Genomic DNA, 26,074 nt, shown 5'->3' with positions numbered 1-26,074 from the left:
CTACGCTGGCCGTTGCCCCTCGCGCGGCCCGTGCCCCGTCCACCGCTTGAACGCGCGCCGGAAGTTGTGTGCGTCGCTGAACCCGACTTCGTGCGCGACGTCCTCGATCGACAGCCGCGGGTTGCTCAGCAGCGTGAACGCGCGCTTGCGGCGGATCGTATCGATCACCGTCTGATACGACACGCCTTGATCGGCCAGCCGCCGCCGCAGCGTGCGCTCGCTCATGCACAGCTGCGCGGCGATCTCGGCGAGCGACGGCGCGTGGCGCAGGTCGCGCCGCATGATCCGTTCGATCGATTCGAGAAATTCGGTGCCTTCGGGTTCGGGCGGCAGCGCGTCCTGCAGGAATTCGAGCGCCTGCCGATGCGCAAGCGGATCATGGGTCGCGATCGGGCGGTTGCCGAGCGCGGCGTCGCATGAAAACAGGTTCTGCTCCTGTTCGAACCGCACCGGGCACGGAAACACGCGCGCGTATTGCTCCGCATAGGCCGGCGGCGGGTAGCTGAGATCGACGACCTTCGGCTGGAACGCGGGGCCGACGAGCGAGCGCCCGATCTTCATGAAGCTGCCGAACGCTTCCTCGACGAGGAACGCCTCGATGTCGGGTTCGAGGAAGACGTTGGTCGCGCGGATCGACAGCGTGCGTGCATCCGACGTCACGTCGAAGCGCAGCAGCGGCCCCGTGTGGCGCTGCAGTTCCATCCCGACCGAGATCGCGTCCTTCAGCGTCGGGCTCGTCAGCATCGCATAGCCGACCAGCCCGATCGACGCGATCGTCTCGCTCGTGCCGAGTTCGAGGCCGAGCGCCCGCCCCGGCGCCATCTCGAGCGCGCGGCGGATCATCGTGCTCGCCTGGCGCAACGAAATCCGGCACGACGGATTCGACAGGTCCGCGACGTCGAAGCCGAGCCCGAGGCACAGCCGCGTGGGGTCGATGCCCAGCTCCTTGCTTGTCTCCGCGAGGCACCGCAACAGATGGACCGGCAGATTCGCCGTCGTGTAACGGTCGGTATCGTCCATGGATGCTCCGTATTTTTTTCCATGGATTGTACTCGTCCCGCCCGGCCGGAAACCCGGTGCCTCCCCGGCCACGATTGCCCACATCCTGCGCGGCCCCGCTTCAGAAGTAGTGGCGCAGGCCGACCGTCGCGCCGAGTTGCGTGGTGCTCGTGCTCGGCGACTGCCCGTTGATGCCGACCAGCTGCGCGCCGATCAGGCCGCCGCGATAGATCGCGTAGTCGACTTCTGCATAGAGCATGCTGCGCTTCGACAGGCTGTAGCCGGCGATCACCTGGAACTGGCGCGCGCGGCCGTCGAAGTCCGGCGTGTAGCCCGACTGCGTGGTCCACCATGCGTTGACGGCGGCCGTGAACGCCGGCGTGAACCTGTAGGTCAGCCCCGCGAGCGCCATCTTGCGGCGCCGGAACCCGCCGGGCACCGACGGATCGACCACCTGCGCGGGCGAGATGATGCCGAGCGCGGCGAGATCGGTCGAGCTGAACGGGCCGTTCGTGAACGACGTGAAGTCGTTGTCGCGCGCGTTCTCGATATAGCCGGCGTTGATGGTCGCGTTGCCGAGCGTGACGGAGCCTCCGCCGCCATAGATGTCGAATTTCGCGTGCGTGACGTCGTCCCAGCTGCGCATGAACGACGCGCCGACCGTGAACGGCCCCTTGTCCGGCGCATACGCGACCGCCGCGCCGGCCTGGCTGCCGAGCGCGCCGCCGCCCGCATGGCCGCCCGGCGCGTACTGTGCGAGCAGGTACAGGCTGCCGATTTGCGCGCAGTACTGGATCATGTTGCTGGTGCGCGAGCCGGCGAGCATCGTCTGCTCCGGCTTGAACAGGTTGAAGTACGGATCCTGCGGGCCGGCCCACAGGTTCGAGCCGTAGGTCAGCGACACCATCTCGAACGGCACGTTGTACTGGCGGCCGAGCGCGAGCTGGCCGAGCGACGTCGACGTCAGCCCCACGTACGCGACCTGGAAGAAGTTCGGCGAGCCGGCCGGCACGATCGCGCCGCTGTTCGGGCCGAAGTGGCTTTCGACGTTGAACTGCGCGGACAGCCCGCCGCCGAGATCCTCCTGCCCCTTGAGGCCCCAGTAGCTTTCCGTCAGGCCGCCGCCGTCAGCCATCGAGATCTTGCGGCCGGTCGACACCGGCGAGCCGTCGGCGCCGTAGGACACGCCGTGCGTTTCGTAGCGGATGCCCGCATCGATCACGCCGTACAGCGTCACGTTGCTTTGCGCGTGCGCGCCGGTCACTGCCAGGGCCATCATCGCGCAGCACGCGGCGCGAACGGTATCGTGACGATTCATTCTTATGGACTCCGCATCGACATGGGGGGTGGCTCGTACCGCCGGAAACGAATGTAGAAAGCCAAATTTGCACGGGCCAAGGCCGCGGCGGCCATTCTCGCGGTGCGTCGCGGCCACGGCATGGCGCACTGCGGTCAGGGCGACGCGCTGGCCACCGCACCGGGCGCCGCGCGGCGCAGCGCGAGCCGCACGAACGGGGCGGCGGCCAGCACGGCCACGCACAGCACGTGGGCGACGCGCATGCCGCCGAAGCGGCCGAGCAGCGCGCCCGACAGCGCGGTGCCGATGCCGGCCGCGAAGAACGTGACGACCAGCGTGCGCGCGACCAGCGAGCCGTCCGGGTCGACGTCGGACAGCATCCCGGTGAGGAACGGCACGATCACGAAGAACGCGCTGTTCAGCACGAACTGGCTCAGGAAGTACGCGCTGCCGCTGCGCGCGCTGAAGAACCATTCGATCGACGCGATCATCGCGAGCTGCGCGGCCCAGATCAGCGCGAGGCGGTGCGGGTGGCTGGCCGGATGCGACGGAATCGCCGCGCCGACGAAGCCCAGCAGCGACGACACCGACAGCAGTACGCCGATCGTCGTGGGCGACAGCCCGGCACGCTCGCCGACGAAGCCGGCGATCGCCCATTGCGACGCCTGCACGCCGTAGACGAGCGCGGTCACGACCCAGATCGCGATCACCGGCCGCCACGGCAGCGTGCCGGCACGCACGTGGGTTTGCGCGGGCGCGCTCGCGAACGCGTCGATGCCGCGGATCGCGGGCGCCAGCACGGCGACGACGGCCGCCAGCAGCGCGAACACCCAGCGGCCGAGCCAGGCGGCCGGCAATGCGGAGATCAGCACGAGGATGCCGCCGTTGATGACGCCCGCGAGCAGGTTGATTTGCCCCCACAGGCGGTCGGTCGACGCGCGCTGCGACACGCCGGACGCGACGACGACGAACAGCATCCCTTCGAACAGCCCCGTCATCCCGCGCGCGACCGCTGCGGACACGATCCCGGGCGCGACCGCGCTGAGCGCCTGGCCGGCGATCGTGCCGACCAGGCCGGCCAGCGTGAACGGCCGCGCGGCGCGTGCGATCCGGTGCGACAGCAGTGCGCAACTGATCGCGATGCCGAGGATCTCGGCGCTGACGAGCGCGGTCGCGGTGCCTTCGTCGAGGCTAAAGCGTGTCATCACGGCCGCGACGAGGAACGGCGACAGGATCAGGCCGTTGGTGGCCGCCGCGAACGCGAGCGCGAGGCGGACGACGGCGCCGGTCGACGGATCGGGACGCGACTGCGCGGCGGCATGCAGGGTGGCTGTGCTCATGAGGCCTCCTGGTTGGATCGCGGCCGATCTTGTGCGATGCCGGCCGTTTCGTGCATCGGGTGTGTCCCTCGTCGGGCTGGCGCGGCGCGGGCGGTTGCGGCTGCGCTTGCGCCTGCGTGTTGCGGCAGGCCGAACAGCGTGCGCAGGTACGGCGTCAGGAAGCGGCCATGCGGGTCCATCCGTTCACGCAACGCGAGGAAATCGTCCCAGTGCGGGTAGCACGCGGCCAGTTCGGCGGCCTTCATCGCATGGACCTTGCCCCAGTGCGGTCGCCCGCCGTGATTGCGGCAGATCGCCTGCACGCCCGAGAAGTACGCGTCGAACGGCATCCCGCGATACTGGTGCACCGAGATGCGCACGCTGTCGCGCCCGTAGTCGGGGCTCAGCCAGATGTCGTCGCCGCGCACCCAGCGGTATTCGATCGGGAACATCAGCGGGAAGCTGCGGCGCGCGATGAATGCGCGGATTTCGCGCAGCGCGTCGGCGCCGCGTTCGGCCGGAACCGACCATTCCATTTCGTTGAAGCGCACGCGGCGCACCGTCGACAGCATCGCGTAGCTCGCATCGACGTGCCGGCCGGCCGACACCGTCGATGCGCACAGCCGGCTCAGCGCCGGGCACAGCGACGGCATGTGCTTGCCGAGCCCGCACAGCGCGCCGAACACCGTGTTCTCGAGGAACGATTCGGATGCGCGGCTCGCCCAGTGCACCGAGTCGGCCGGCTCGTCGGTCATGTCCCATGCCTTGGTCAGCACGGTGTCCGTATGCGGGAACCAGTAGAACTCGAACGAGCGATGCTTCGCGATCAGCGCGTCCGCTTGCGCGAGGCAGTCGTCGAGCTGCATGCCGCCGCGCTCGAGGCGCAGCTTGAACGCGGGCACGAGGCGCAGGCCGATCTCGGTCAGCACGCCGAGCGCGCCGAGCCCGATCCGGCCGCCCGCGAACAGGTCGGGATGCGTGTCGGCGCTCGCGCGGATCTCGCTGCCGTCCGCGCACATGAAGGTGAGGCTGTCGATCTGCGTCGACAGGTTGCCGAGCGTGATGCCGGTGCCGTGCGTGCCGGTGCTGGTCGCGCCGGCGATCGACTGCACGTTGATGTCGCCGAGGTTCTCCATCGCGAGGCCGTGCGCGGCGAGTGCCGGGCCGAGCGCCCACAGCCGCGTGCCGGCATGCACGCGCGCGACGCGCCGGTCGCGGTCGACGTCGATCACGCCCTGCATCGCGTCGAGCGACAGGATCACGTCATTGGTCTGCACGAGCGGCGAGAACGAATGACCGGCGCCGGCCGCGCGCACGGTGGCGCCGGCTGCCGCCGCGTCGCGCAGCACGGCCGCGAGCCCGGCGTGCGACGCAGGCGTCGACACGGTTGCATCAGGACTGCAGACATATCCCGACCAGTTGCGCCACATGGCATTGTCTCCGTGGTTGTCGTTTGAATGGGTTGAACGGGTTGGCCGGTTTGAACGACGGGCGGCGCGGCCCGCTAGAAAAAGCTCTTGCCTTCGCCGCGATAGGTGGGCGCTTCGCCGACCACGCGGCCGCCGCGGATCAGCAGCAGCGTGTTGAAGCGTTCGCACAGTTCGCCGGCCTTTGCGTGGCGGAACAGGATCGGATCGCCGATCGCCGGCGCGACGCCGTGCGGCACGCGCACGGGCGTCTGCACCTCGCCTGCGCCTTCGTTGTCGATCAGCGTGCAGTCGGCCGGCAGCCACGGCCGGGGCAGACGGCTCTTGCCGGCCGGGCCCGATGCGATATAGCCGCCGCCTGAGCAGGTCACGATGCCCGGCTGCGGAATCCGTACGACCGGCAGCGCGAAGCCGGCGGCCGGCTGCGCATGAAACGCCGCGTAGTGATCGAACAGCGCGGGCGCGTAGAGGCCGGAGCCTGCCGCGAGCTCGGTGACCGACGTATCGCCGAGCGTGCTTTCGATACTGCCGGTGCCGCCGCCGTTCACGAAGCGCAACCGATGGCCTGCCGCCGCGAGCGCCTGCACGGCCGCCTGGCGGCGCGCGTTGATTTCACGTGCCGAGCGGCGCTTCAGGTGACGCACCAGCGCGTTGCGCGCGCCGTTGCCCGGCTCCGTGTCGGCCACGCCGGCGATCTGTCCTTCGTAGCCCATCAACCCGTCGAGCCGCACGTGCTGCCGCTCGCCGATGCGGCTCGCGAGCGCGAGTACGCCGGCTACGTCGCGCACCGGCGAGCGGTACATGCCGAAGTACAGGCCCGGATACGCGGACGACATGTCGAGATCGATCGCGAGCGGGATCGTCACGCGTTCCTCGTGTGCGACGCGGTCGATCGCGTCGACCTGCGCGGCGTCGTCGACCATCAGCGTGATCGAGCGGCCCCGCCTGAGTTGCGCGGCCACCGCGCGCAGGTCGTCGGGCTCGACGGTCGGATACGCGACGACGATGTCGTCGAACCCGCCGTCGGCGAGCCACGCGGCTTCCGCGGCCGAGTAGCACAGCAGCCCCTGCATGAACGGGCCGGCGGCGAGCACCGCGCCGATCAGTTCGCGCGAGCGCACCGACTTCGTCGCGAGCCGGATCGGCAGGCCGCGTGCGCGGCGCTTCAGGTCGGCGAGGTTCGCGTCGAGGCAGTCGAGGTCGACGAAGGCGGCGGGTAGCCGGCGGCCGGCGAGCGCGTCGCGATAGGTCGGGTAGTCGTGGACGGCGGCGGGTGCGCGATGGGGAAGGTCTGCACGGCTCATGGAACGGGCTCGGCTGGGTGGGGTGTGCGTCGCGCCGACCGTTCGGCGCGTGTCGGAAACCAGCATAGGGCTGGCCAAAATGACGACCAAGCGCTCAGCGGGTCGTTCGACGGGTCTTATCCGGCCATCCGTATCGGCCACGTCCATGCGTGACCATCGCGCGCCGTGCGGCTGGATCGCCGCTTGCTTGGTGTTGAGGCGCATACGGCGCGTATCGGCCCGAACCACCGCCGGACGGGCGTGACGCGCGACATAGTGCGCTTGCCGATCCGACAACGAAATGCGTTTCAAACGTTGTGCCGGGCATGGCCGACGCGAGCAGGTTTAGTGCCTGCGTTCTAGCGCCGCTTTTGACTGCATGCCGGATTCGACCTAGAACCTACTCGCGGATGCACCGGCGAAGAACGGCATGACGTGACGAGGAGGCGACGTGAAGAAGAACAGGGCACTCTGGCGGCGCACGGGCGCGATCGCGGCGATCGGCGTGGCCGTCGTTGCAGTCTGGCGATATGAAGCGACGACACCGGCGCAAGCCGCGTCATCCGGTACGCCGGCCGCGACGGCAAGCGCGCAGCCAGGCGCGGCCGATACGTTCGGCACCGGCGCCGCGACACCCGGCCCCGAGGAGCGGCGGCTAGACGTCGACGCGCTGCGTCGCAGCCTCGCGGGGCGCCCCGATGCGGACGCCGAAGTGAAGCGTATCGTCGCGTTCGCGCGCTTTCGCGACGAGGTTGCCGCGTATGGGGATCGCCGCAACAGCATGCCGCAAGACGAGCGCGCCGCACTTGCGCGCCGGATTCTCGACGAACTTCCCGACCATGTCGCGCGCAACGAGATCGTTCCCGTGCAGGCCGAAGCGCTGAGCGCTGCACTGCTGACCGATACCGAAGCCGACCCCGCGACGCGCAGCGCGGCGATCCGGTCGATGCGCGCGCAATGGGACACCTATGCGCAGCAGACGGTCGGCCCGTCGCCGGCGCAGGACCCGCGCTATCTCTCGTACGAACAGCAGAGCCGCGACGTCGTCCGGCAGGTTCAGGCGAGCATTCCCGATCCCGACCAGCAACAAGCCGTCATCGCGCAACGCCTGCAGGCGCTGCGCGTCCAGCTGTTCGACGGCGCTTCACCGTCCGGCGTGCACTGAGCGCCGAATCCGCGACGCCGGGACGATGCCCGGTGGCCGCGTCATGTCCATCGACAAGGAGGGGAGATGTCCACAGCACGAAGCCTGCTGCGCGCGGCCGTTGCCGCGCTGCTTGGTTGCGCGGCACTGAATGGCCACGCGGCCGATACGACGATGCCGGATCCGTTGATTCCATATTATTCGTGGTACGAAGTGACGTTGCCGGAGAGCACCGGTGCATCGTGCGGCAACGGCACGCCGATGCGCTTCTACATCAATCGCGCGCAGTCGGACAACCTGCTGTACATGATGGAGCCGGGCGGCGCGTGCTGGGACTACGGCACCTGCACGCAGACGTCGACCGGCGCCGAGGCTGGCCTCGGCGGCTTCAACCCGGACGGCATCCCGCACAACTACATGAACGGCACCGCGAACGAGGCGCTGCTGTCATCGTTCCTGTCGCCGTTGCTCACGCGGATGGATCTCGCGCACATTCTCGTCGGCGAACCGAAGGTCGAGACGCAGCAGTGGACACAGGTTTTCGTGCCCTATTGCACCGGAGATATCCACATGGGCAGCGCGGTGCGCAACTACACGTCGCCGAGCGGCGACTGGCGGTTGCAGCACTACAGCGGGCTGAAGAACATCCAGGCCGTCGCGCAGTGGCTGACGTCGCACGGCTTCGGCAAGCCGAGCCGGCTGCTCGTGTACGGGATGAGCGCGGGCGGCTACGGCACGCTCGCGAACTACGCGACGCTGCGCAACACGCTGCAGCCGCAGGCGCATAGTTCGCTGCTCGACGATGCGGGCACCGTGTTCAACACGCCGTTCGATGCGGATGCGGCCTCGCATCCGTCGGTCGGCCTGTACGACCGGGTGCGCACCGAGTGGGGGATGACCGGCCCCGACGGGATGATCACCGTGAACAGCCGGCTGACCAGCCATTTCGATCCCGGCAACATGGGGAGCGCGTACGCGGCGCTGTCGGCGACATTCCCGCACGACCGCTTCGGCTTCTCGAGCTATCAGCGCGACAAGATCATCGCCGCGTATCACTATCGCGCGTTCGTGCCGGCCGTGATCGCGGCGCCCGACGACGCGACGAAGGATGCGCTGTCGCTCGCGATGTTCGACCAGGAACTGGACGGGCTGAAGCAGACGCTGAACCCGCTGCCGAACTTCGGCTACTTCATGCCGTGGGCGCGCAACGACTTCATCGCCAACCATCAGGTGACGGCGGTCAGCTTCACCGGGTCGGGAATCCACGAGAACGGCATCGACGCGGATATCGGCACGTTCGTCGACAACCTGCTGAACCAGCAGGACCCGGCCGATACGCCGGTGATGAAGGCGTTCCGCACGCAGCAGTGGTCGGATTTCACGTTCTCGACGTTTCTTGCGTGGATCGACAGCATCTTCAACCTGACCGGCGAAGCGGGGCCGATCTCGGGGCACCGGGCGTGACGGGGGCGGTTCGCGTGAGCGGGTGACCGCGACGCAGCGCGGCGGCCGGGTGGCGTGGCCGCTCGCCTGCGTCGATGCGTGGCCGTGCGTCGCGTGATTGCGTCCGGTGTTACGGCTTCACCACCGCAACCGCCGGCGCGCCCGAATCCGTGCCCGGCGTACCGTTCGACCCGTAGGCCGCTTCGGCGTTCTTGCGTTCGGCGAGCCGCTTGGCCGCCAGGCGCTCCTGCGCGGCGACGATGTCGCCCGGATAGTTGTCGCCGTCGCCGGCGATCGGCTCGTAGCCGACCGACTCGAGGTCGAGCAGCTCCTGGCGCACCTGCGCACGCGTGAGCGTCGAGTGCGACGACTGCGCGTACGACGCGGTCGGTGCGGCGAGGAGAGCGGTGGCGGTAGCTGCGACAGTGGCGATGGTGACGATGATGGATTTCACGGTTTCCTCAGACGGTTTCGTTGCGGTTCGGCGCGATTGCGGCTGGCTGAACCGACGAGACAAGTTTAGGAACCCGGATCGGCCGAATAAATGGCGATTCCTGTCCAGCTGTGTTCCTGAATCCGTGAGAGTGGGTGACGTACGGAGTTCGGAGTGGCCAGTTTCTGCTTGTATTGTTCGCGCGGAATGCCGATCGATGAGGGGCGCACAGTCATGCCATCGGGCTGACTGCGCATTCGATGTTCGGCGGCCGGATGCAGGCCCGCCCGGCACGGCTAGTCGTCGAAACGCGGGAATGCCTGCTGGCGCTTCATGTCCTTCAGCCATTCCCTGACGTTCGCCGGATCGTCGAACTCGCGCAGCGTCAGGTTCAGGTCGTGGATGCTGCGCTGAGTGCCCGCGATGTCGCGCGTGAGCATGCGCATGATGGTATCGGGCGCGACCTTGACCGACGGCGCGATTCCGTAAGTGCGACGGAATCCGGTCTCGACGTCCTGGATCTCCTGATCCAGCTCGCGCAGCTGATCTTCCAGGATGCCGTTGTAGCGCGCGAGCCGATCCTCGCCGAGCCCGTTGATTGCGTGCCGGTCGATCTGTTCGATCTCCAGCTGCAGCTCCAGCAGTTGCAGGAGCTTGCCGTTCGCATAAGCGTGGTTGACCCGCTGCATCAGCACGGTCTTGCGTGCCTGTTCCTGGGGATCGGGCTCGCGATCGGGGTGCAGCGCGCTCGCGAGCTTCCGATAGACCTCGCGGATCGAGCGGCTCGATTCGGCCTGCTCGGCTTCGCGCTTCGCCAGCGCGGCCGATTGCCGGGGTGCTTTCTTGCGCTTGGCGCGCTGTGCCTCGCGGGCCGCGTGCTCGGCCATGTCGCGCTCGAACTGTTCGTCCAGTTCGGCCTGCATGCGCGCCATGAGCTCTTCGGGCGACAGCGCGTCGAGATCGTCTTCCGCGGCCACGCCGGGCGTCGATTCCGGTTCCGTCGCGGGTTTGGTCTGCCGGGGCTCGGCCGCCGCGTCGCTGCCATGATCGGCCGCGCTGTGCCGGTCGTGGATGGCCTTCAACTGCGCATCGTCGCTGAAGTCGAGCAAGTCGCGCGCCATGTTGGCGATCATCCCGGAAAGGGTGCGCTGCTCGGCCTTGCTTAGTCCCTTTTGCAGGTACGCGTCGTCGAGTTGATTGAGCAACCGGATCCGCAGCGCGGTCGACGTCTGTTCGAGCGGCAACAGCTCGTCGACGAATTTCTTCTGGAAGACCGGCATCACGGCTTCCCACGCGCCGAGTCGCTCGCGCCGCTTCTCGATCTGCTGGACGAGCGCATTGAATGCTTTCTGGGCTTTCGACAGGCTGGCTGTCTCGTGGCCGGGCGCGATGGCGACCGCTGTTCCGCGACGTGCGGTCATGATGAATCTCCTTCGGCTGCGGCAGGACGCGCAGCAGCGCGGTATTTTAACCGGCCCGACGTTTCTCCCGTGCCCGACGTGGCGCGGCTACTCCTGAAACAACTGCCCCTGCCCGGAGATCACGCGTTCGAAATCGTCGCGCAGGAACGGCAGGATCGCGTCCGCGACGGGCTGCAGCTGGCGGCTCAGGTAGAACGCGTAGTCGATCGGCGAGCGCATCGTCTCGAGCGGCTCGGGGCCGGCCGTCGTCATCACGTAGCTGATCCAGCCGCCGCGCTGGTACTGCAGCGGCCGGCCCTGCGCGTGGTTGAACTCGTCGGCGATCCGTGCCGCGCGCACGTGCGGCGGCACGTTGCGCTCGTACTCGCGCAGCGGCCGGCGCACGCGCTTGCGGTAGACGAGCTGGTCGTCGAATTCGCCGGCCAGCGTGCGCCGCACGGTGTCGCGGATGAAATCCTGGTACGGCTCGCGGCTGAACACGCGCCGGTACAACTCGCGCTGGAACTGCTGCGCGAGCGGCGTCCAGTCGGTGCGCACCGTTTCGAGCCCCTTGAACACGAGATCCTCGCCGCCGTCGGCCGCTGCCGCGAGGCCTGCGTAACGCTTCTTGCTGCCTTCTTCCGCACCGCGCACGGTCGGCATCAGGAAGCGGCGGTAGTGCCGCTCGTACTGCAGCTCCAGCGCGCTCTCGAGCCCGAAGTGGTCGCGCAGGTGCGCCTGCCACCAGCGGTTCACGTGCTCGACGAGCGCGCGGCCCTTGGCGCCGGCTTCGTCGTCGTCGTGCGCGCGACCGAGCCACACGAACGTCGAATCGGTATCGCCGTAGATCACTTCGTAACCCTGCGCTTCGATCAGCTCGCGCGTGCGGTGCATGATTTCGTGCCCGCGCATCGTGATCGACGACGCGAGGCGCGGGTCGAAGAAGCGGCAGCCCGTCGAGCCGAGCACGCCGTAGAACGAATTCATGATGATCTTCAGCGCCTGCGACAGCGGCGCGTTGCGCTGCCGCTTCGCATCGTCGCGGCCTTCCCACACGCGGCGCACGATATCGGGCAGGCAGTGTGCGGTACGCGAGAAGCGCGCGCCGAGAAAGCCGGGCACCGATGCATCGTCGCCGGGATTCGCGAGCCCTTCGATCAGCCCGACCGGATCGATCAGGAACGTGCGGATGATCGACGGATAGAGGCTCTTGTAGTCGAACACGAGCACCGAGTCGTACAGCCCGGGGCGCGAATCCATCACGAAGCCGCCGGGGCTGTTTTGTCCCGTCACGTCGCCGAGGTTCGGCGCGACATAGCCGAGCCGGTGCATGCGCGGCAGGTACAGGTGCGTGAAGGCCGCGACCGACCCGCCAGTGCGATCGGCCGCGAGGCCCGTCACGCTCGCGCGTTCGAGCGCGAAGGACAGCAGGTCGGCCTTGTCGAAGATGCGCGTGACGAGCTCGCAGTCCTTCAGGTTGTAGCGTGCGAGCGCCGGCTTGTCGTGATCGAAGCGGCGCTGGATCTCGTCCATCCGCTGGTACGGGTTGTCGATCGACTTGCCTTCGCCGAGCAGTGCCTGCGACACGTATTCGAGGCTGAACGACGGGAACGTCCACGTCGCCGATTTCAGCATGTCGATGCCATCGAGAATCAGCCGGCCGGCCGCGCCCGCGAAGAAGTGGTCGGGCTGCTGGCCGTGCGCGCGCCAGTCGAGCACGCTGCCGCCGCGCCCGAGCTTCAGCGGCACGCCGAACTGCTCTGCGTGCGCGTGCAGGATGCGCAGGTCGAACTGCACGAGGTTCCAGCCGATCACCGCATCGGGATCGTGTTCGTCGAACCACTCGTTGAGCCGCGCGAGCATCGCGGGCCGGCTGTCGCAGTAGTCGAGGCGGAAGTCGATGGCGCCCGCTTCGTCACTGTCGTCGCCGTTCGGCGGGCCGAGCATGTAGACCTGCCGTTGCCCGCAGCCCTCGAGCGCGATCGAATACAGCTCGCCGTGTACGCTGGTTTCGATGTCGAGCGACACGCAGCGCAGCGCCGGGCGATAGCCGGTCGCGGTTTTCAGTTCGGCGCCGTTCAGCGTGCCGTCGCGGCCGGGCTGCCCGCGAAACTCCACGCAGGCTGTGATGAAGCGCTCCATCGCGTAGCGGTCGGGCGGCTGTACGTCGGCTTCGTAGACGTCGACGCCGGCCGCCGCGAGGCGCTTCTGCAGCCCGGACAGATGGCGATAGCGCTTGCAATAGAGGCCGACGACCGGACGCTGCCGGAAGTCGCGCAGCGCGAGCGGGCGCAACTCGGCCTCGCGCTCGCCGGCCAGCGCGCGCTCGGCGAGCGCCTGCTGTTCGGCCGGGATGAACGCGACGGCTTCCTGCGGGCGCAACCGCACGCGGCGCGGACCGTGTTCGGTTGCCAGCCAGAACTTGATCTCGATGCCGGATGCGGTGTCCCGCCAGTGGCGGGTGAGGATGAAACCCTGCTCGAACGCCGTCAAAACGCTTGCTCGTTGTGGATGCCCAGGCGGCGGATTTTAGCGCTTGAATGGAGGTCGTGCCGACGGGGGCGCGTGGCAACAGATGGCAGGAAGCCATTGGGCGATGCGCGATCTCGTGCGCGCCGGCCGGCGTCACGATTCCTCAAAACTGTTGGCGGCAGGTGTGACCGTTCGCGGGCAGGCGAAGGAGCATAACGTTTCGCATCCGGCCAGGGGCGGTGTCGACGCGATGATGAAGCGACCGCCGGGCGATGCCGATGCAACGCAACGGAGGCGACGACATGGCGATGACGGTCGACGCGGAAGGTCAGGCGCGCGAGCGAAAGAAGACTACTCGCGACGCAGCGTCTCCAGCATAACCGGTTGCGGCGGCTGGCCGGCGCCATGGCCTTTCGACTGTAGCCCGGGCATCATGCCGGCAACAAAGTCGATGAACGCTCTTACCTTGGCGGGAACGTGGTTCCGGCTGGGATAGTAGACGTAAAGCGGGAACGTCTCGTCGCACCAATCCGTCAGAACCGGCTCCAGCGTGCCCGCACGCAAGTGGGTGTCGATCCCGAGGTCGATCACCTGAGCGATCCCGTAGCCTGCAAGGCAGGCGCCGATTTTGGTTCCTGCGTCCGTGAGCGTCAGGTTTCCGCCTACGGCCACCTTTACTTTCTCGTTGTCACGCCAGAATTCCCATTCGAAAGGTCTGCCGGTAGCCGGGTCGATGGCGAGGATGCATTCATGGCCATCATCGACCAGGTCCTGCGGCGACTTCGGCCGACCGCGTCGCTCCAGGTAGGACGGTGCGGCCACGGTCAGGACCCGCGGACTATATAGCCTGCGACAGACCAGGGTTGAAACGGATGGCGGTCCGAATCGGATGGCGAGATCGAATCCGTCGCTTACCAGGTCCGAGAGATCGTTCCGGGTCTCCAGCTTCAGGTGAAGAGCAGGGTGGTCCTTCATGAACTGGGCCAGCTCCGGCGCCAGCACCAGGCGGGCGAACACGGCATCGCACGCGACGCGGAGCGTTCCGTTGACGACCGAGGTCTGGTCGGAGGCGCCGACGGTCGCTTCTTCGATCCCCTGGAGTAACGGCAACACCTTTGACAGCAGCTCATGGCCGGTGTCCGTCACGTCAACGCGTCGACTGGTGCGATGCACGAGCTTCGCGCGCAGGCGGTCCTCCAGTCGCTGGATAGCACGACTGACCGCAGGTTGAGTCTTGCCCAGACGAGATGCAGCACGACCAAAGCTCCCGGATTCGGCCAGGGCCGCAAGGACGAGCAAGCCGCTTACAAGTCCTCCATCGAGGTCTTCCATGATCCATGTGTTCCTGTAATGGCAGCGATAACCGGGTCGCCGTAGCCGAAGGCGGGGAGGATCGCTCACTATACGAGCCGTTCACTACCGAGGAAAGCCAGCCATGAACCAGACCCAAGCAGTCGTCGCGTTGATCGAGGATTATTTCAATTTGGCTTATGAGCCGAAGAGCCGTGACTTCGGCAAGGTCTTTCACCCGAGCTGCCTGATTCAGTGGCTGGATGCGGGCCAGTTGCGCATTCTGTCGTCGCGGGAGTATGCAGCGCTCATCAACGGGAGGCCGAGTCCGCGATCGACCGGCGCGCCCAGAGACGAGGCGATCCTCTCGATGGAGAATATCTCGGACGGCCTTTCAACGGCTACCGTGCGGGTGCGGATCGGAAACAGGCTGTTCAACGATCACTTCGTCATGCATAAGGTGGAGGGCAACTGGTTGATCGCAACCAAGGCGTCCGCCATCGTGCATACGTTCGACTGACGAGCGGCGCTGCGGATGTGCATCAATGTCGGACTCCTGAGAGAACGACAGATTGCACGCAAACACCGACGAACGAAAAACTCCGGGGAAGACAGTCAATACGGCGTACAGTGGCCGCCGATGCGTATGCGCCGGCGGCAATCCCCCTACACCGACACCCACGCAACCCCCTCCTTCAAATGCTCCACCCGCTGCGGCCGTTGATACAGATAGCCCTGCGCATACTGAATCCCGACCGCATGCAGCGCGCGGTGCTGCACTTCGGTCTCCACACCTTCCGCGATGATCTTCAGGTCGTAGTGATGCGCAACGGACGCGATCCCTTCGATCAACCCCGCGCTGCCGTCGTTCAGTTGCGAGACGAACTGGCGATCGATCTTCACGTAGTCGAACGGAAAGCGCGACAGCATGTCGAGATTGCTGTGATGCGTGCCGAAATCGTCGATCGCGAACTTCGCGCCCTTCGCTCTCAGCGCATGGAAGATCGCGGTGGTTCGCGCGTTCTTTTCGAGCAGGATGCGCTCGGTGACTTCGAGCACCAGCGTAAAGCCGGGCGGCAGCGCACGGATCGCGTCCTCGACGACGGACACGAACCGCGTGCGCTCGAGATCCTTCGGCGCGATGTTGATGGCGATGCGCAGCGGCGCGGATGACGCCAGCGCGGACAGTTCCGACACGGCGGTCCGCAGCACGAATTCGGTCACTTTCGGCAGCACGGCGCTCGACTCCACCTGCGGGATGAACACGGCCGGGCTGATGGGCCCCCACTTGGGATGCTGCCAGCGCAGCAGCGCCTCGACGCCGACGGTCCTGCGCGTCTCGACATCGACGATCGGCTGGTACACGACATGGAGCTCGTCGCGCCTGAGCGCGTTGCGCACGGCCTTCAGCAGCAACCGGCGCGGCGCCATCGCCAGCAGGTAGGCCGCCATCACGAGGCCGTCCGCCAGCAGCACGATCGTAATGGCGATCAGCCGATAGCGATGCCGTATTTGCGACGCATAGTGCGTGGATGCGGCAACCCGCACCGTGAACGGCCAGCGGGGCGACAGGATCGTGCTTCCACCTGCGGGTTCCGTGGCCGACTCCGGCGAATACTTCCCGTTTTGATCGAGATGGCCCGAACCCGCGATCGACAGCGTCGCGGTTTCCGTCCCGTAGCGCGCACCGTGCGCGAGCGCGTCGGCCACGTAGTCACCTTCGATCAGGTACAGCACGCCCGCGCCGGGCGCGGTGGCGTAGAACACGGGCAGCACAGGGATACCCTGCTGGAACGGCGTCTGGCGCAGCAGCGTGACGAGCGTCGAGCCCGGTTCCGGCTCATGTGTGTAAGCGCCGAGCGGCAAGTCGATCGCCCCGAGCGCCGACGAGCACATGACGCGGCCGTCGTGCACCAGCGCGACGGCGCGCAGGTAGCGCAGGCGCGTGCCGATCTCGGCGAGCGTCCGGAATACCGTCGCGCATGGCCGCCCGACGAGCGCGGTCAGTTCGTCCACATGTCGCAGGCGTGCACCGTCGAGGATGCGGTCCACCGATGCCACGATGTCGTTCGCGATGACGCGTTCATGCTGGGTGACGGTATCGCGTGCGTAGCGGTCGGCCAGTGCGATCGCAAAGGCCGGTACGAGCACGCAAACGATTACCGCGACGAAAAAGGCGATCCGCGGCCACGCACCGCTGTGCTGGAAAACTGGCTTCGAGCCTGGCGTGAACGCCGACATTCCCGCGGTCGCCTTTGGTGTTGTGTGTTTGGAGAGGCAAGTCGAACCGGTCGCTACGCCAACGGCGCGCATGCGTCATGCCGGGTTCGGGCAATGCGCTGTACGCGCCGGTATCGTGATGCGATCGATTCTACGATCGCGGCGGGCACTGCGACAGCCCTGTCGCAATCGACCATTCATTCCGGAGGCTTGCCGCGATAAACATGTGCATATGGCGCATGTATATTGGCGTAGCGCACTAAAAAAACCCCCGGCCGCATGGTCTTGCGGCCGGGACGAAAAACACCGTCTCTTGGCACGAGGATGGTGCGCGGCAAGTATAAGATGTGACGAGAGATTGCGAAATATTGTTATTCAACAATTGGTGTAGTTTTGTCATTGTGTCTCGACAGGAAACATTCTTTCGTGATGCTGTCTTCGTCGACCAGCCGGCGGCGTGCGATCGATCGCCGCGCGATACGGTCGCACGTCTCGCCGGAGCTTCGGGATGGAAGAAAATACCGTGCGCACGGTCATTGTGACCGATGGTGCAGCCGCGGCCGACGGCGGCTCGCTGTGGATCCGGATCGACGTAGACGGGCAGGCCCGCAACTACCTGCTCGATCGCGCACTCGCATCGCGCGGTACGCCGCGCTACAACACCATCAGCGGCGAACATGGCTCGCTTTCGAAAGGTGAACGAAAGGAATTGCTCGTGCTGCTACGCAGCATTGCCGACCCCGGGATGTGGGCCGGCATCGTCGGCACGTTCGTGCAGGTGCTGCGGGAGTCCGATGGTGAATGAACGATGCGGTGCCGGTGCACCGCGCGGGCCGCGATTCAGAAATCGTTGCGCATCTTGCGTAGCAGGTCGCCGCCCGACTGGTGCGTGTCCACCGCGGTGAGCACATCGGTCAGGAACCACGGCAGGTTCAGTTGCGTATTGGAATCGCTGACGCATACGCGGATCGGCGGCGCCTTCGACGACGAGCGGGCGTCGGGCATGGCATCGCGGGACGGGACGCAGTTTTTCGCGTGCGCCTGAACGGGAGCCGGCTCGGCGCTGCCGGATGTCGTACCGGCGGCGGCCGGCAAGCTGACGGCGGCAAGCAGGGTCAGGATAGCGGCAGTGGCAACGCGTTTCATGGGATTCTCCGGCGATGCTCGTTCGACCGCGCGGGCGGACGCGAGTTCGTCGACGGTACGCTTGCGCGCCGCGCTCAGCCGCGTGCGACGTTCGCTGCCCGCGCCGGCTGCCGGCTGCGCCACTGCTGCGGGGATTCACCGGTCCAGCGCCGAAAGGCGCGCGTAAATGCGCTGTGTTCCGAATAGCCGAGCAGCCACGCGACTTCCGCGAGCGTCAGCCGCGGATCGTTCAGGTGGTCGATCGCGAGCCGCCGCCGAGTGTCCTCGCGCAGTATCCGGAAGTTGAGCCCGAGTTCGGCAAGCCGCCGATGCAGCGTGCGCGACGACACATGAAGGTCCGACGCGATCTGTTCGATGCTCGCTTCGCCGTGCGTCAGCAGGCGCGCGACGGCTTCGCGCACCGACTGTTCGAGATCGTCCGTCTGCCGCAATTCGGCAAGCAGCGCGCTCGCCTGGCGCTCCATCATCTGCAACAGCGCGTCGTCCGGTTGGCGCAGCGGCTGCGTGAGCAGGTGCAGCGGGAACGCGAGACGGTTCACCGGCTGGCCGAACCGCACCGGGCAGCCGAAATACGCGACGTACGGCCGTTCGTCGGCGGGCGACGGGTGCACGAAGCAGACCTCGTCGGGCCCGTGATGCGTACCGGTGATATTGCGTGCGAACTGGACGATGGCCGTCAGCGCGACTTCGTCGACGAGCGGGCCGAGCGGCTCGGGCGCGTCGTGCCATTCGATCGCGACCGACGTCGCTTCGACCCGCACTTCCATGCGCGCGACGTTCGCGATCAGGTGTTCGTATTGCTGCCAGCGCGCGAGTGCGGCGCCGGCATCGCGGCACGCATGCAGCGCATAGCCGAGCGCACCGAGATGAGCGGGCGTGATCCGCTGGCCGACGTGCAGGCCGAGCAGCGGATCGTCGAGCGCGCGTACCGCGCATTCGAGCAGGCGCCGCCAGTGCGCGCTGGCGTAGAGCGTGAGCCCGCGATCGTCCTCGGGCGGCCGCGCCTCGCCGAGTACGCGCGCGGCATCCTTGCCCTGCTCGGACAGATAGTCGAACAGCAGCCGCACGTAGGTGCTCGAGTAGTAGACGCGCTGCGTCGATAGCGGGGAGGCGGCGGGCATGGCGGAAAGTGTCAAGTAATCGTCGGCAAGTGTCAACGCGGAGCGACCCGCGCGCGACCATACTGCCGGTCAGTTCTTGATCGAGGCCGCGAACATGCCGACCGAGTTGATGACGTGGCTCCATGCGTTCCTGGGTAACGACGTGGACTGGAAGCAGGTGCTGCTGATCGGCATGACGCCGGTCTTCCTGATCGCGTTCGCGATCGAATACGCGGTGATGACCGGGCGCGGCCGCCGCGAGCCGTTTCGCTGGAAGGAGATCGTCGCGAACCTGTCGCTCGGCGCCGGCTATCAGGTGGCCGAGACCGTGATGGGGCTGCTGTTTACGGGCGCGATCTTCACGTGGGTCTACCGGCACCGCTGGTTCGACGTGCCGGTGAACGGCTTCACGATCGTGCCGATCTTCGTCGGCGTGGAGTTCTGCTACTACTGGTTCCATCGCACGTCGCACCGCGTGCGCTGGTTCTGGGCCGCGCACGTGCCGCATCACAGCGGCGAAGTGATGAACTTCACGACGGCGATGCGGCAGTCGCTGCTGAACGCGTTCGTCGGCGTGTTCGTGTTCTACCTGCCGCCGGTGTGGCTCGGCATCCCGCCCGCGGTCGTGCTGTTCCTGCTCGCGGTCGACCTCGCGTACCAGTACTTCGTGCATACCGAGGCGATCGGGCGGCTGCCGCGCTGGTTCGAGTACGTGTTCGACACGCCGTCGAATCATCGCGCGCATCACGGCCGCAATCCGCGTTACATCGACAGGAACTATGGCGGCGTGCTGATCATCTTCGATCGCATGTTCGGCACGTATGTCGAGGAAACGGAGCCGGTCGACTACGGGATCACGCAGCAGATTCGTTCGTATAACTTCCTGGTGCTGAACCTGCACGAGTTCGTCGACATGTGGCGCGACGTGTTCGCGCCGGGGCCCGTCCTGCAGCGGTTGAAGCACCTGTGGATGCCGCCCGAATGGGAGCGGCCGGGGCATCGGCCGATCCATACATGGAGTGTCGAGCGCAAGGGTGAGGATGCGATTGCGACGGCGTCGCGTGCCATGCCTGACGGGGATGCGCCGGCGCAAGGGCGCAAGATCGTACAAGCCACGGGTACCCGCTCCGGCTAACCTGTGTGCTTTCCTCGGCGAAAGGTGCGGCGGGCAATGACGAAGAAAGTATTCTGGGACGATCCCTACCGGACCACGCTGGATACCGTCGTCAGCCACGTCGACGGCGATCGCGTGCGGGTGGACGCGACCATCTTCTTTGCGTTTTCGGGCGGGCAGGAAAGCGACGCGGGGTCGCTTGGCGGCTATCCGGTCATCCAGGCCGAAAAGCAGGGGCTCGACATCGTCTATACGCTGCCGCACGATCATTCGCTGACGGGCGGCGATCACGTGACCTGGCGCATCGACTGGACGCGGCGGTACCGGCTGATGCGTCTGCACTTCGCGGCAGAAATGGTGCTGCAGCTGGTCTATCGGCTCAGGCCCGGCATCGAGCGCATCGGTGCGCATATCGGGCAGGACAAGGCGCGCATCGACTTCGCGAGTGACGCGAGCCTGGCGCCGCTGTTTCCCGAGATCGAATCGGCCGCGGCCGATCTGTCGAAGCGCGACCTGCGCATCGTGACCGACTTCAGCGACGTCGACGCGCAACGCAGGTTCTGGGCGGTCGACGGCTTCGCGACGATGGCGTGTGGTGGCACGCATCCGGCGTCGACCGGCGAGATCGGCATGCTGACGCTCAAGCGCAGGAATACCGGGAAGGGCAAGGAGCGGATCGAGGTGATGCTGGTCGAGCCGGAGAGGGCCGGCGGGTAGCGGGGGCGAGTGGGCTGCGTAACCCGCTGCCCGCGTCACATCATTGATACCCGTAACACTGCTTCAACCCCGCGTAGTCGTAGAAGTGGCTGCCCGGTGCGATCTTCGCGCCGTCGCACGCGGCCTGGAAATCCGTTTCGCGCTCGTTGTACAGCATCTTCACGATGAGCCGCGAGCCGTTCCGATAGACATCCCATTGCATGTTCGCGGCCATCGGCGACACCTGGTCGCCGCGCCACGGGTTGTTCGCGTACGTGTACGTCTGCGCCTGAGGCGTCGGCACGAACACGTTCTTCAGGTTCATGATCGACGCGAACGGAATCACGATCTCCGCATGCGTGAAGCGCAGCTTCGCGGCGCGGGTCAGGTCGCCGCGCGCGATCGCATCGACTTCGCCGAAGAAATCGTCCTGCAGCACCTTCGCCATCCGGTACGTGACGGGGTTCGCTTCCTGGATGCCGGGCCCCTTCTGGTAGTAGTCCTCGGCATCCTGCAGATACGCGAGATACTGCGCCTGCTCCGCGCCGATGTACTTCTCCATCGTGACGCCGCCGGTTTCCGCCGTCATCGCGGGCGCGACCTGCAGCAGGTTGTACAGCACGTTCACCGCATCGACGGCCGTCGCGATCTTCGTCTTGCCGTCGCCCTTCAGCGTGTTGGTGAACTTGCCGTCCGTCGACGTGAATGCATAGGTGCCCGTGTTCGCGAACGTGTAGCCGCTGGTGCCGAGCTTCGCGATGAATGCCTGCGACACGAGCGCGGACAGCACCGTTTGCGCGACGTCGGCCGCCTGCGGCGCGGCCTTGATCGTGTTGAGCTTCGCGGCCACCGTCGTGTCGTTCGCATAGGCCTGGTATGCCTGGCTCGCCTGGTAGGTCGCGTAGTACGGATTGCCCGCATCGGTCACGAGATCGGTGGCCGGCTTCAGCGAGTGGAAGTACAGCAGGAAACGGTTGGTGCCGGCCGGCTGCGCGACTGGTGCGTTCGCGGGATAGCCGGACGGCGCAGCCGGCAGCGTGATCGCCGCGGCCAGCGCCGGTTGCGCGGCCACGAGCGACGCAGAGAAATACGTCGAGCTGTCGACCGCGCGATCCTGGCCCGAGTTGACGACGACGATCTGCCGGTTGCCGGCCGCGAACAGCGCGGGCAGCCGCTGCGCGAGACGCGTGGCGAGCTGCTGGTGTTCGCGGATGCCGGTTTGCGTGAGGTTGCCGTACCCCGGCGTCGAGATGCCCGCCACGCCATAGCCGAGCAGCGCATTGGCCTTCATCATCGCGTACGTGTCGGCCTTGAGCTGCGCGCCGAGCGCGGTCAGCGCGCCGTCGGCCTCGGCCTTGACCAGCATCGCGTAGATCACACCGTCGTACTTGAAGCCCGACAGCCCGCGCGAGCCGTGGCGCGCGACGAGTTCGGCATAGACGGGCGCGTAGCCGGCGGGCGGTGCTTCGTACGTCGCGGCGTCCTGCTGCGGACGGTACGGCGTCTTCGTCTGGTAGTAAGTCGCGGGTGTCGGCTTGGGCTGAGGCTGCGGAACGGGCGTCGAGCCGCTGTTGTCGGCAGAGGCCGCGGGCGGTGTCGAGTCTTCGCCGCCGCAAGCGGCGAGCAGCAGGCAGGTAATCGCGAGGGCGGTGGCGGTGCGGATCGGGCGTGTCATCGTGGCGTGCAACGGGCGGGACGATGCAGGTTCGCGTCGTCCCGTCTCCGGGAGGGATCGGTCAAGCCCGGAAGTGTTGCAAGCGACTTTGACAGCAGAATGTCAGAATTCGGTCGGGCAATCGTCGGATTGCCGCCGGATCGTTCATGGCCGGCCGCCGCCGGCCCGTGTGCCGGCGTTCAGTGCAGGCCGGCCGATGCGATCGAGCGCACGGTGTCGGTGACGTTCACGCAGCGCGACAGGCCGAAGTGTTCGGCTTCGCGGCGCTCCGGTTCACTGCTCGCAATCGCCAGCGCGCGTTCGGGCGGCACGCCGAGTGCCTGCAGTGCGACGTCGAAAGGATGCTGGTTTGATCTGGAGTCCTGCTGATTGGCGTCCGTGACGACGACCGAGAAGCGGTCGAGGTTCGCGCGGCCGAACTGGCCTTCGAACATATCGCTGAGCCGTGCGGCCGGCAGCGTCGTGACGAGACCGAGTCGATATCCTTCTTCCGATGCTCGGTCGAGCCACTGGATGATCGCGTCGCGTTGATGGCGCGATTCGTGCGAATCCGGTGTTGCTTCGATTTGCGCGAATGCAGCGTCGAGACGGGTGACGATGGCTTCAATAACCACGGTGATTCCTCTTCAGAGACGTGATGATCCGTTCGCCGACGGGAATGCCACACACCTTAGCGTCGATCCGGAAATTGCGACCAATTAATATTTATATCAGACTCATACGATCTGACTTATGAATAGGGTTGCGAGCCAATGTGGGCGCGGGATGCGTGTCGCACGACCTATTCCGCGCGAATGGCATCGTATCGACGGCCTTCGATGTGATGCACCAGATTCGCGCACGCGGTGAATGCACCGCACATGTGCATATGAAAAAACGGCATATCGAGCGAAGCACGCCCGATATGCCGTCTTGCGATACCGCGTGTGAACAGGCGCGATCAGTGCAGCTTGATCGACGGCTGGTTGCGGCTTTGCAGCCAGTGGCTCAGCGACTGGAACAGCGCACGCTTCACGCCGACCACGCTGAACAGGTGCTTGCGATACAGGAACTTGTACAGGCCGATCGCGGCGAGCCCGTCGACGATCAGCGAGCGCGAACGCACGCTGATGTCGGCCTGGTACACGGCGCCCGCATGCCCGAGCGACACGACGGTGCCCGCATCGCGGAACGTGAAGCCGGCCACCGGCTTGCCGGCGACGCGACGCGCGAACGCGTTGACCAGATACACGGCCTGCTGGTACGCGACCTGCGCGCGCGGCGGCAGAAAGCCGCTCGCGCCGGCCATCGGGCAAGCGGCGCAGTCGCCGAACGCATACACGTGCGGATCGTCCGGCGTCTGCAGCGTATCGGTCACGATCACCTGGTTCGCACGATTGAGCGCGATGTTGCCGATCTCCCGCAGGAACGCGGGGCCTGCCACGCCGGCCGCCCAGATCGTGATGTCGCTCGCGAGCCGTTCGCCCGTCGAGGTCGTCACGGCATCCGCGCCGACTTCCGCCACGCGGGTATCGGTCAGCACGTCGACGTTCAGCGCGCGAAGCTGCGCGTGCATCTTGCCGGACAACCGCTCGTCGAGCGCCGGCAGGATGCGCGGGCCGCCTTCGATCAGCCGGATGTGCACGTCGCGCGCGGACACCAGCGCCTTGAAGCGGTACGTCGTCAGTTGCTGGATCGCATGCCGCAATGCCGCAGCCAGCTCGACGCCCGTCGCGCCCGCACCGATCACGTTGATGCAGATCGGCGCCGCGTGCCGTGCGGGCTGCTGCTCGGCCAGGTGATTCGCCTTCGTGCAGGCCGCGAGGAACTTCCGGCGGAAATCCTCGGCCTGGTCGAGGTTTTCGAGCGGCAGCGCGTGGCGCGCCGCACCCGGCACATTGAAGAAGTTCGTCACGCTGCCGACGGCGAGCACGAGGTCGTCATAGCCGAGCTCGCGCTGCGGCAGGATTTCCGTGCCGTCCGCGTCTTGCACGGCCGCGATCGTCGCCGTACGTGCCGCGCGGTCGACCTGTTGCAGCGCGCCCTGAACGAAGCGGAAGCCGTGGCGCTTCGCTTGCGCCGCGTATTCGATCGTGTGCGATGCCGGGTCGCGATGGCCCGATGCGGCTTCGTGCAGCAGCGGCTTCCAGAAGTGCGTGGGGTAGCGGTCGACGAGCACGACTTCGGCTTGCCCGCGGCGTCCGACCGTATCGCCGAGACGCGTGGCGAGGTGCAGGCCGCCGGCGCCGCCGCCGACGATCACGATGCGCGGCAGGCGCGGTGCGCGGTCCGTTGCAAGGTTGGGCGTGGTGTTGTCCATGTTGGGCTCCCGCTTTAATGACGATTCGGATGACATTGCTCAAGAACCGACGATATAGTTTCGAACCCACTCGAACAATTTAATGTTTATAAGCGACTCATATGTATTCACTTATAGGAAAGACCGCGACGTTCCGGCAGCTGAAGGCGCTGGACATGATTGCGCGGCTCGGCAGCGTGTCGCGGGCGGCCGAGGAGCTGAACCTGACGCAGCCGGCCGTGTCGCTGCAGGTTCGCCTGCTCGAGGAGGCGGTGGGCGCCGCGTTGCTGCAGCGGGTGGGGCGTGGCGTGCAGCTGACGGCGGCCGGCGAGATCGTGTCGCGCTACGCGCGCGAGATCCTGCATCTGTGGAGCGAGGCCGGTGACGAAGTGGCCGCGCTGACGGGCGATCTCGGCGGCACGCTGCGGATCGGCGCGATCACGACGGCCGAGTACCTGATTCCGCCGCTGCTCGTCAAATTCACCGCGACGCGTCCGCATGTGAAGACCTATTTCAAGGTGGGCAATCGCGACGACATCATCCGCATGCTCGCGACGCATGAAATCGATCTCGCGGTGATGGGTAGCGCGCCGAAGGAGCTGCGCACGCATGCGGTCGAGTTCGCGAAGCATCCGATGGTGTTCGTCGCGGCGCCCGGCCATCCGCTGATGCAGCGCAAGCGCGTTGCGCTGAAGGATCTCGAATCCGCGCACCTGCTCGTGCGCGAACGCGGCGCGGGTACGCGCTCGACCGTCGAGAGCCTGTTCAAGAACGCGGGTTACCGGTTCCATGTGGGCTCCGAACTGTCGAGCAACGAGGCCATCAAGCAGATGGCCGAAGCGGGGCTCGGCGTTGCGTTCCTGTCGTTGCACGCGTGTGCACTCGAACTGCGCGCCGGGCTGCTCGGGCAACTGCCGTTCCCCGGCAACCCGATCGAGCGCGAATGGTATGTGGTCACGCTCGCCGACCGGCGCATTTCGCAGGTCACGGGGCTGTTCCGCGACTTCCTGATCAAGCAGGGCGCACCGGTGATCGACGGCGCGACGGTCGCGCCGCACGAGCGGCGGCGCAAGTAGGCGGACGACGCCGGTCGGGCGGCCGCGCGGCCGGTCAGACGAGCCCGAAGTCGTCGTTGCTGTCGGGGATCGACGCGAGCAGCCGTTCGAGCCGGTACCAGCCGACGATGCGCAGGCACCCGGCTGAGATCGTGGTGCGGTCGTTGCGGGAGCGGGGGCCGGTTGACGGGCGGGTGGCGGCGGAAGGCGAGCGCGCGGTGAACGCTGCGCGTTGAACAAGGCACTGATGGGGCATGACGGTCTCCGTAGGTGTCGGATGGGG

The 26,074-nt window shown here is 66.8% G+C and carries 23 protein-coding genes; 7 read left to right on the top strand and 16 right to left on the bottom strand.

The window, feature by feature from the left end; genetic code table 11:
* The 5 genes from G3O06_RS00960 to G3O06_RS00940 form a co-directional block, all read right to left on the bottom strand.
* A complete protein-coding gene (locus G3O06_RS00960) occupies positions 1-1,020 on the bottom strand; it encodes an AraC family transcriptional regulator (protein ID WP_174914458.1) in 1,020 nt (339 codons plus the stop codon).
* A gap of 100 nt (positions 1,021-1,120) precedes the next feature.
* Positions 1,121-2,317, bottom strand: a complete 1,197-nt coding sequence (locus G3O06_RS00955) for a porin (RefSeq protein ID WP_174967930.1) — start codon at positions 2,315-2,317, stop codon at positions 1,121-1,123.
* Between the two features lie 134 nt (positions 2,318-2,451).
* Positions 2,452-3,636: an MFS transporter gene (locus G3O06_RS00950; protein WP_205814577.1), complete on the bottom strand. Its 1,185-nt coding sequence runs from the start codon at positions 3,634-3,636 to the stop codon at positions 2,452-2,454.
* Positions 3,633-5,045: a D-arabinono-1,4-lactone oxidase gene (locus G3O06_RS00945; protein WP_205814576.1), complete on the bottom strand. Its 1,413-nt coding sequence runs from the start codon at positions 5,043-5,045 to the stop codon at positions 3,633-3,635. Before G3O06_RS00945 ends, G3O06_RS00950 begins: the two co-directional genes overlap by 4 nt.
* Positions 5,046-5,119: 74 nt before the next feature.
* Positions 5,120-6,346, bottom strand: a complete 1,227-nt coding sequence (locus tag G3O06_RS00940) for an amino acid deaminase/aldolase (RefSeq protein ID WP_205814575.1) — start codon at positions 6,344-6,346, stop codon at positions 5,120-5,122.
* A 430-nt stretch (positions 6,347-6,776) separates the two neighbouring features.
* Between G3O06_RS00940 and plcR the strand changes: the two genes are divergently transcribed.
* Together plcR and G3O06_RS00930 are read left to right on the top strand one after the other, a co-directional pair.
* Positions 6,777-7,490, top strand: coding sequence for a phospholipase C accessory protein PlcR (gene plcR / locus G3O06_RS00935; protein WP_174987971.1), 714 nt, complete (start codon positions 6,777-6,779; stop codon positions 7,488-7,490).
* Positions 7,491-7,556: 66 nt separating this feature from the next.
* On the top strand, positions 7,557-8,933 hold the full coding sequence (locus tag G3O06_RS00930) for a pectin acetylesterase-family hydrolase (RefSeq protein WP_205814574.1): 1,377 nt from the start codon (positions 7,557-7,559) through the stop codon (positions 8,931-8,933).
* Positions 8,934-9,042: 109 nt separating this feature from the next.
* On the opposite strand, the gene G3O06_RS00925 is transcribed toward G3O06_RS00930, so the two are convergent.
* The 4 genes from G3O06_RS00925 to G3O06_RS00910 all read right to left on the bottom strand — a co-directional run bounded on the left by G3O06_RS00925 (position 9,043) and on the right by G3O06_RS00910 (position 14,549).
* On the bottom strand, positions 9,043-9,366 hold the full coding sequence (locus G3O06_RS00925) for a DUF4148 domain-containing protein (protein WP_205814573.1): 324 nt from the start codon (positions 9,364-9,366) through the stop codon (positions 9,043-9,045).
* A gap of 275 nt (positions 9,367-9,641) precedes the next feature.
* Entirely contained in the window at positions 9,642-10,766 is a 1,125-nt protein-coding gene (locus G3O06_RS00920) for a J domain-containing protein (RefSeq protein ID WP_205814572.1), read from the bottom strand.
* A gap of 87 nt (positions 10,767-10,853) precedes the next feature.
* Positions 10,854-13,238: a DNA polymerase II gene (locus G3O06_RS00915; RefSeq protein ID WP_205814571.1), complete on the bottom strand. Its 2,385-nt coding sequence runs from the start codon at positions 13,236-13,238 to the stop codon at positions 10,854-10,856.
* A gap of 330 nt (positions 13,239-13,568) precedes the next feature.
* Complete coding sequence (locus tag G3O06_RS00910; protein ID WP_205814570.1) at positions 13,569-14,549, bottom strand: LysR family transcriptional regulator; 981 nt, start codon at positions 14,547-14,549, stop codon at positions 13,569-13,571.
* A 103-nt stretch (positions 14,550-14,652) separates the two neighbouring features.
* Here G3O06_RS00910 and G3O06_RS00905 point away from each other — a divergent pair, with 103 nt between their 5' ends.
* The gene (locus tag G3O06_RS00905; protein WP_205814569.1) at positions 14,653-15,027 is read left to right on the top strand and encodes a nuclear transport factor 2 family protein; all 375 of its coding nucleotides are present in this window, start codon (positions 14,653-14,655) and stop codon (positions 15,025-15,027) included.
* Positions 15,028-15,173: 146 nt separating this feature from the next.
* Here the strand turns inward: G3O06_RS00905 and G3O06_RS00900 are convergent, their stop codons facing one another.
* A complete protein-coding gene (locus G3O06_RS00900; RefSeq protein ID WP_241019424.1) occupies positions 15,174-16,748 on the bottom strand; it encodes an EAL domain-containing protein in 1,575 nt (524 codons plus the stop codon).
* A 487-nt stretch (positions 16,749-17,235) separates the two neighbouring features.
* Between G3O06_RS00900 and G3O06_RS00895 the strand changes: the two genes are divergently transcribed.
* Entirely contained in the window at positions 17,236-17,532 is a 297-nt protein-coding gene (locus G3O06_RS00895; RefSeq protein WP_174967944.1) for a hypothetical protein, read from the top strand.
* Between the two features lie 35 nt (positions 17,533-17,567).
* On the opposite strand, the gene G3O06_RS00890 is transcribed toward G3O06_RS00895, so the two are convergent.
* Both G3O06_RS00890 and G3O06_RS00885 read right to left on the bottom strand, forming a co-directional pair.
* Positions 17,568-17,873 carry a hypothetical protein gene (locus G3O06_RS00890; RefSeq protein WP_205814567.1) on the bottom strand — a complete coding sequence of 102 codons (306 nt, stop codon included), beginning with the start codon at positions 17,871-17,873 and terminating at the stop codon, positions 17,568-17,570.
* 74 nt (positions 17,874-17,947) lie between these two features.
* The gene (locus G3O06_RS00885) at positions 17,948-18,994 is read right to left on the bottom strand and encodes an AraC family transcriptional regulator (RefSeq protein ID WP_174967946.1); all 1,047 of its coding nucleotides are present in this window, start codon (positions 18,992-18,994) and stop codon (positions 17,948-17,950) included.
* A gap of 94 nt (positions 18,995-19,088) precedes the next feature.
* Here G3O06_RS00885 and G3O06_RS00880 point away from each other — a divergent pair, with 94 nt between their 5' ends.
* Positions 19,089-20,108, top strand: coding sequence for a sterol desaturase family protein (locus G3O06_RS00880; RefSeq protein WP_205814566.1), 1,020 nt, complete (start codon positions 19,089-19,091; stop codon positions 20,106-20,108).
* A 36-nt stretch (positions 20,109-20,144) separates the two neighbouring features.
* Positions 20,145-20,804 (top strand): alanyl-tRNA editing protein, encoded by a 660-nt coding sequence (locus tag G3O06_RS00875; RefSeq protein WP_205814565.1) that lies wholly within the window; start codon positions 20,145-20,147, stop codon positions 20,802-20,804.
* A 40-nt stretch (positions 20,805-20,844) separates the two neighbouring features.
* Here the strand turns inward: G3O06_RS00875 and G3O06_RS00870 are convergent, their stop codons facing one another.
* The 3 genes from G3O06_RS00870 to G3O06_RS00860 all read right to left on the bottom strand — a co-directional run bounded on the left by G3O06_RS00870 (position 20,845) and on the right by G3O06_RS00860 (position 24,757).
* Positions 20,845-22,458 carry a histidine-type phosphatase gene (locus G3O06_RS00870; RefSeq protein WP_205814564.1) on the bottom strand — a complete coding sequence of 538 codons (1,614 nt, stop codon included), beginning with the start codon at positions 22,456-22,458 and terminating at the stop codon, positions 20,845-20,847.
* A gap of 179 nt (positions 22,459-22,637) precedes the next feature.
* Complete coding sequence (locus G3O06_RS00865) at positions 22,638-23,072, bottom strand: phosphatase (protein WP_174967950.1); 435 nt, start codon at positions 23,070-23,072, stop codon at positions 22,638-22,640.
* A 326-nt stretch (positions 23,073-23,398) separates the two neighbouring features.
* Positions 23,399-24,757: an NAD(P)/FAD-dependent oxidoreductase gene (locus G3O06_RS00860; RefSeq protein ID WP_205814563.1), complete on the bottom strand. Its 1,359-nt coding sequence runs from the start codon at positions 24,755-24,757 to the stop codon at positions 23,399-23,401.
* 101 nt (positions 24,758-24,858) lie between these two features.
* Between G3O06_RS00860 and G3O06_RS00855 the strand changes: the two genes are divergently transcribed.
* On the top strand, positions 24,859-25,812 hold the full coding sequence (locus G3O06_RS00855; RefSeq protein WP_174914383.1) for a LysR family transcriptional regulator: 954 nt from the start codon (positions 24,859-24,861) through the stop codon (positions 25,810-25,812).
* 34 nt (positions 25,813-25,846) lie between these two features.
* Here G3O06_RS00855 and G3O06_RS00850 read toward each other — a convergent pair whose 3' ends face one another.
* On the bottom strand, positions 25,847-26,047 hold the full coding sequence (locus G3O06_RS00850; RefSeq protein WP_205814562.1) for a hypothetical protein: 201 nt from the start codon (positions 26,045-26,047) through the stop codon (positions 25,847-25,849).
* Positions 26,048-26,074 lie beyond the last annotated feature (27 nt).

The sequence above is a fragment of the Burkholderia sp. Ac-20345 genome, from assembly GCF_017104825.1.
In the GTDB taxonomy this organism is placed as follows: domain Bacteria; phylum Pseudomonadota; class Gammaproteobacteria; order Burkholderiales; family Burkholderiaceae; genus Burkholderia; species Burkholderia lata_B.
This window is presented reverse-complemented; position numbering and strand designations above follow the sequence as displayed.

Bases quoted from the DNA above. Each gene is read 5' to 3' on its own strand.
- G3O06_RS00960 (WP_174914458.1), bottom strand. From the start codon at position 1,020: ATGGACGATACCGACCGTTACACGACGGCGAATCTGCCGGTCCATCTG.
- G3O06_RS00955 (WP_174967930.1), bottom strand. From the start codon at position 2,317: ATGAATCGTCACGATACCGTTCGCGCCGCGTGCTGCGCGATGATGGCC.
- G3O06_RS00950 (WP_205814577.1), bottom strand. From the start codon at position 3,636: ATGAGCACAGCCACCCTGCATGCCGCCGCGCAGTCGCGTCCCGATCCG.
- G3O06_RS00945 (WP_205814576.1), bottom strand. From the start codon at position 5,045: ATGTGGCGCAACTGGTCGGGATATGTCTGCAGTCCTGATGCAACCGTG.
- G3O06_RS00940 (WP_205814575.1), bottom strand. From the start codon at position 6,346: ATGAGCCGTGCAGACCTTCCCCATCGCGCACCCGCCGCCGTCCACGAC.
- G3O06_RS00930 (WP_205814574.1), top strand. From the start codon at position 7,557: ATGTCCACAGCACGAAGCCTGCTGCGCGCGGCCGTTGCCGCGCTGCTT.
- G3O06_RS00920 (WP_205814572.1), bottom strand. From the start codon at position 10,766: ATGACCGCACGTCGCGGAACAGCGGTCGCCATCGCGCCCGGCCACGAG.
- G3O06_RS00910 (WP_205814570.1), bottom strand. From the start codon at position 14,549: ATGGAAGACCTCGATGGAGGACTTGTAAGCGGCTTGCTCGTCCTTGCG.
- G3O06_RS00905 (WP_205814569.1), top strand. From the start codon at position 14,653: ATGAACCAGACCCAAGCAGTCGTCGCGTTGATCGAGGATTATTTCAAT.
- G3O06_RS00900 (WP_241019424.1), bottom strand. From the start codon at position 16,748: ATGTCGGCGTTCACGCCAGGCTCGAAGCCAGTTTTCCAGCACAGCGGT.
- G3O06_RS00895 (WP_174967944.1), top strand. From the start codon at position 17,236: ATGGAAGAAAATACCGTGCGCACGGTCATTGTGACCGATGGTGCAGCC.
- G3O06_RS00890 (WP_205814567.1), bottom strand. From the start codon at position 17,873: ATGAAACGCGTTGCCACTGCCGCTATCCTGACCCTGCTTGCCGCCGTC.
- G3O06_RS00885 (WP_174967946.1), bottom strand. From the start codon at position 18,994: ATGCCCGCCGCCTCCCCGCTATCGACGCAGCGCGTCTACTACTCGAGC.
- G3O06_RS00880 (WP_205814566.1), top strand. From the start codon at position 19,089: ATGCCGACCGAGTTGATGACGTGGCTCCATGCGTTCCTGGGTAACGAC.
- G3O06_RS00875 (WP_205814565.1), top strand. From the start codon at position 20,145: ATGACGAAGAAAGTATTCTGGGACGATCCCTACCGGACCACGCTGGAT.
- G3O06_RS00870 (WP_205814564.1), bottom strand. From the start codon at position 22,458: ATGACACGCCCGATCCGCACCGCCACCGCCCTCGCGATTACCTGCCTG.
- G3O06_RS00860 (WP_205814563.1), bottom strand. From the start codon at position 24,757: ATGGACAACACCACGCCCAACCTTGCAACGGACCGCGCACCGCGCCTG.
- G3O06_RS00855 (WP_174914383.1), top strand. From the start codon at position 24,859: ATGTATTCACTTATAGGAAAGACCGCGACGTTCCGGCAGCTGAAGGCG.
- G3O06_RS00850 (WP_205814562.1), bottom strand. From the start codon at position 26,047: ATGCCCCATCAGTGCCTTGTTCAACGCGCAGCGTTCACCGCGCGCTCG.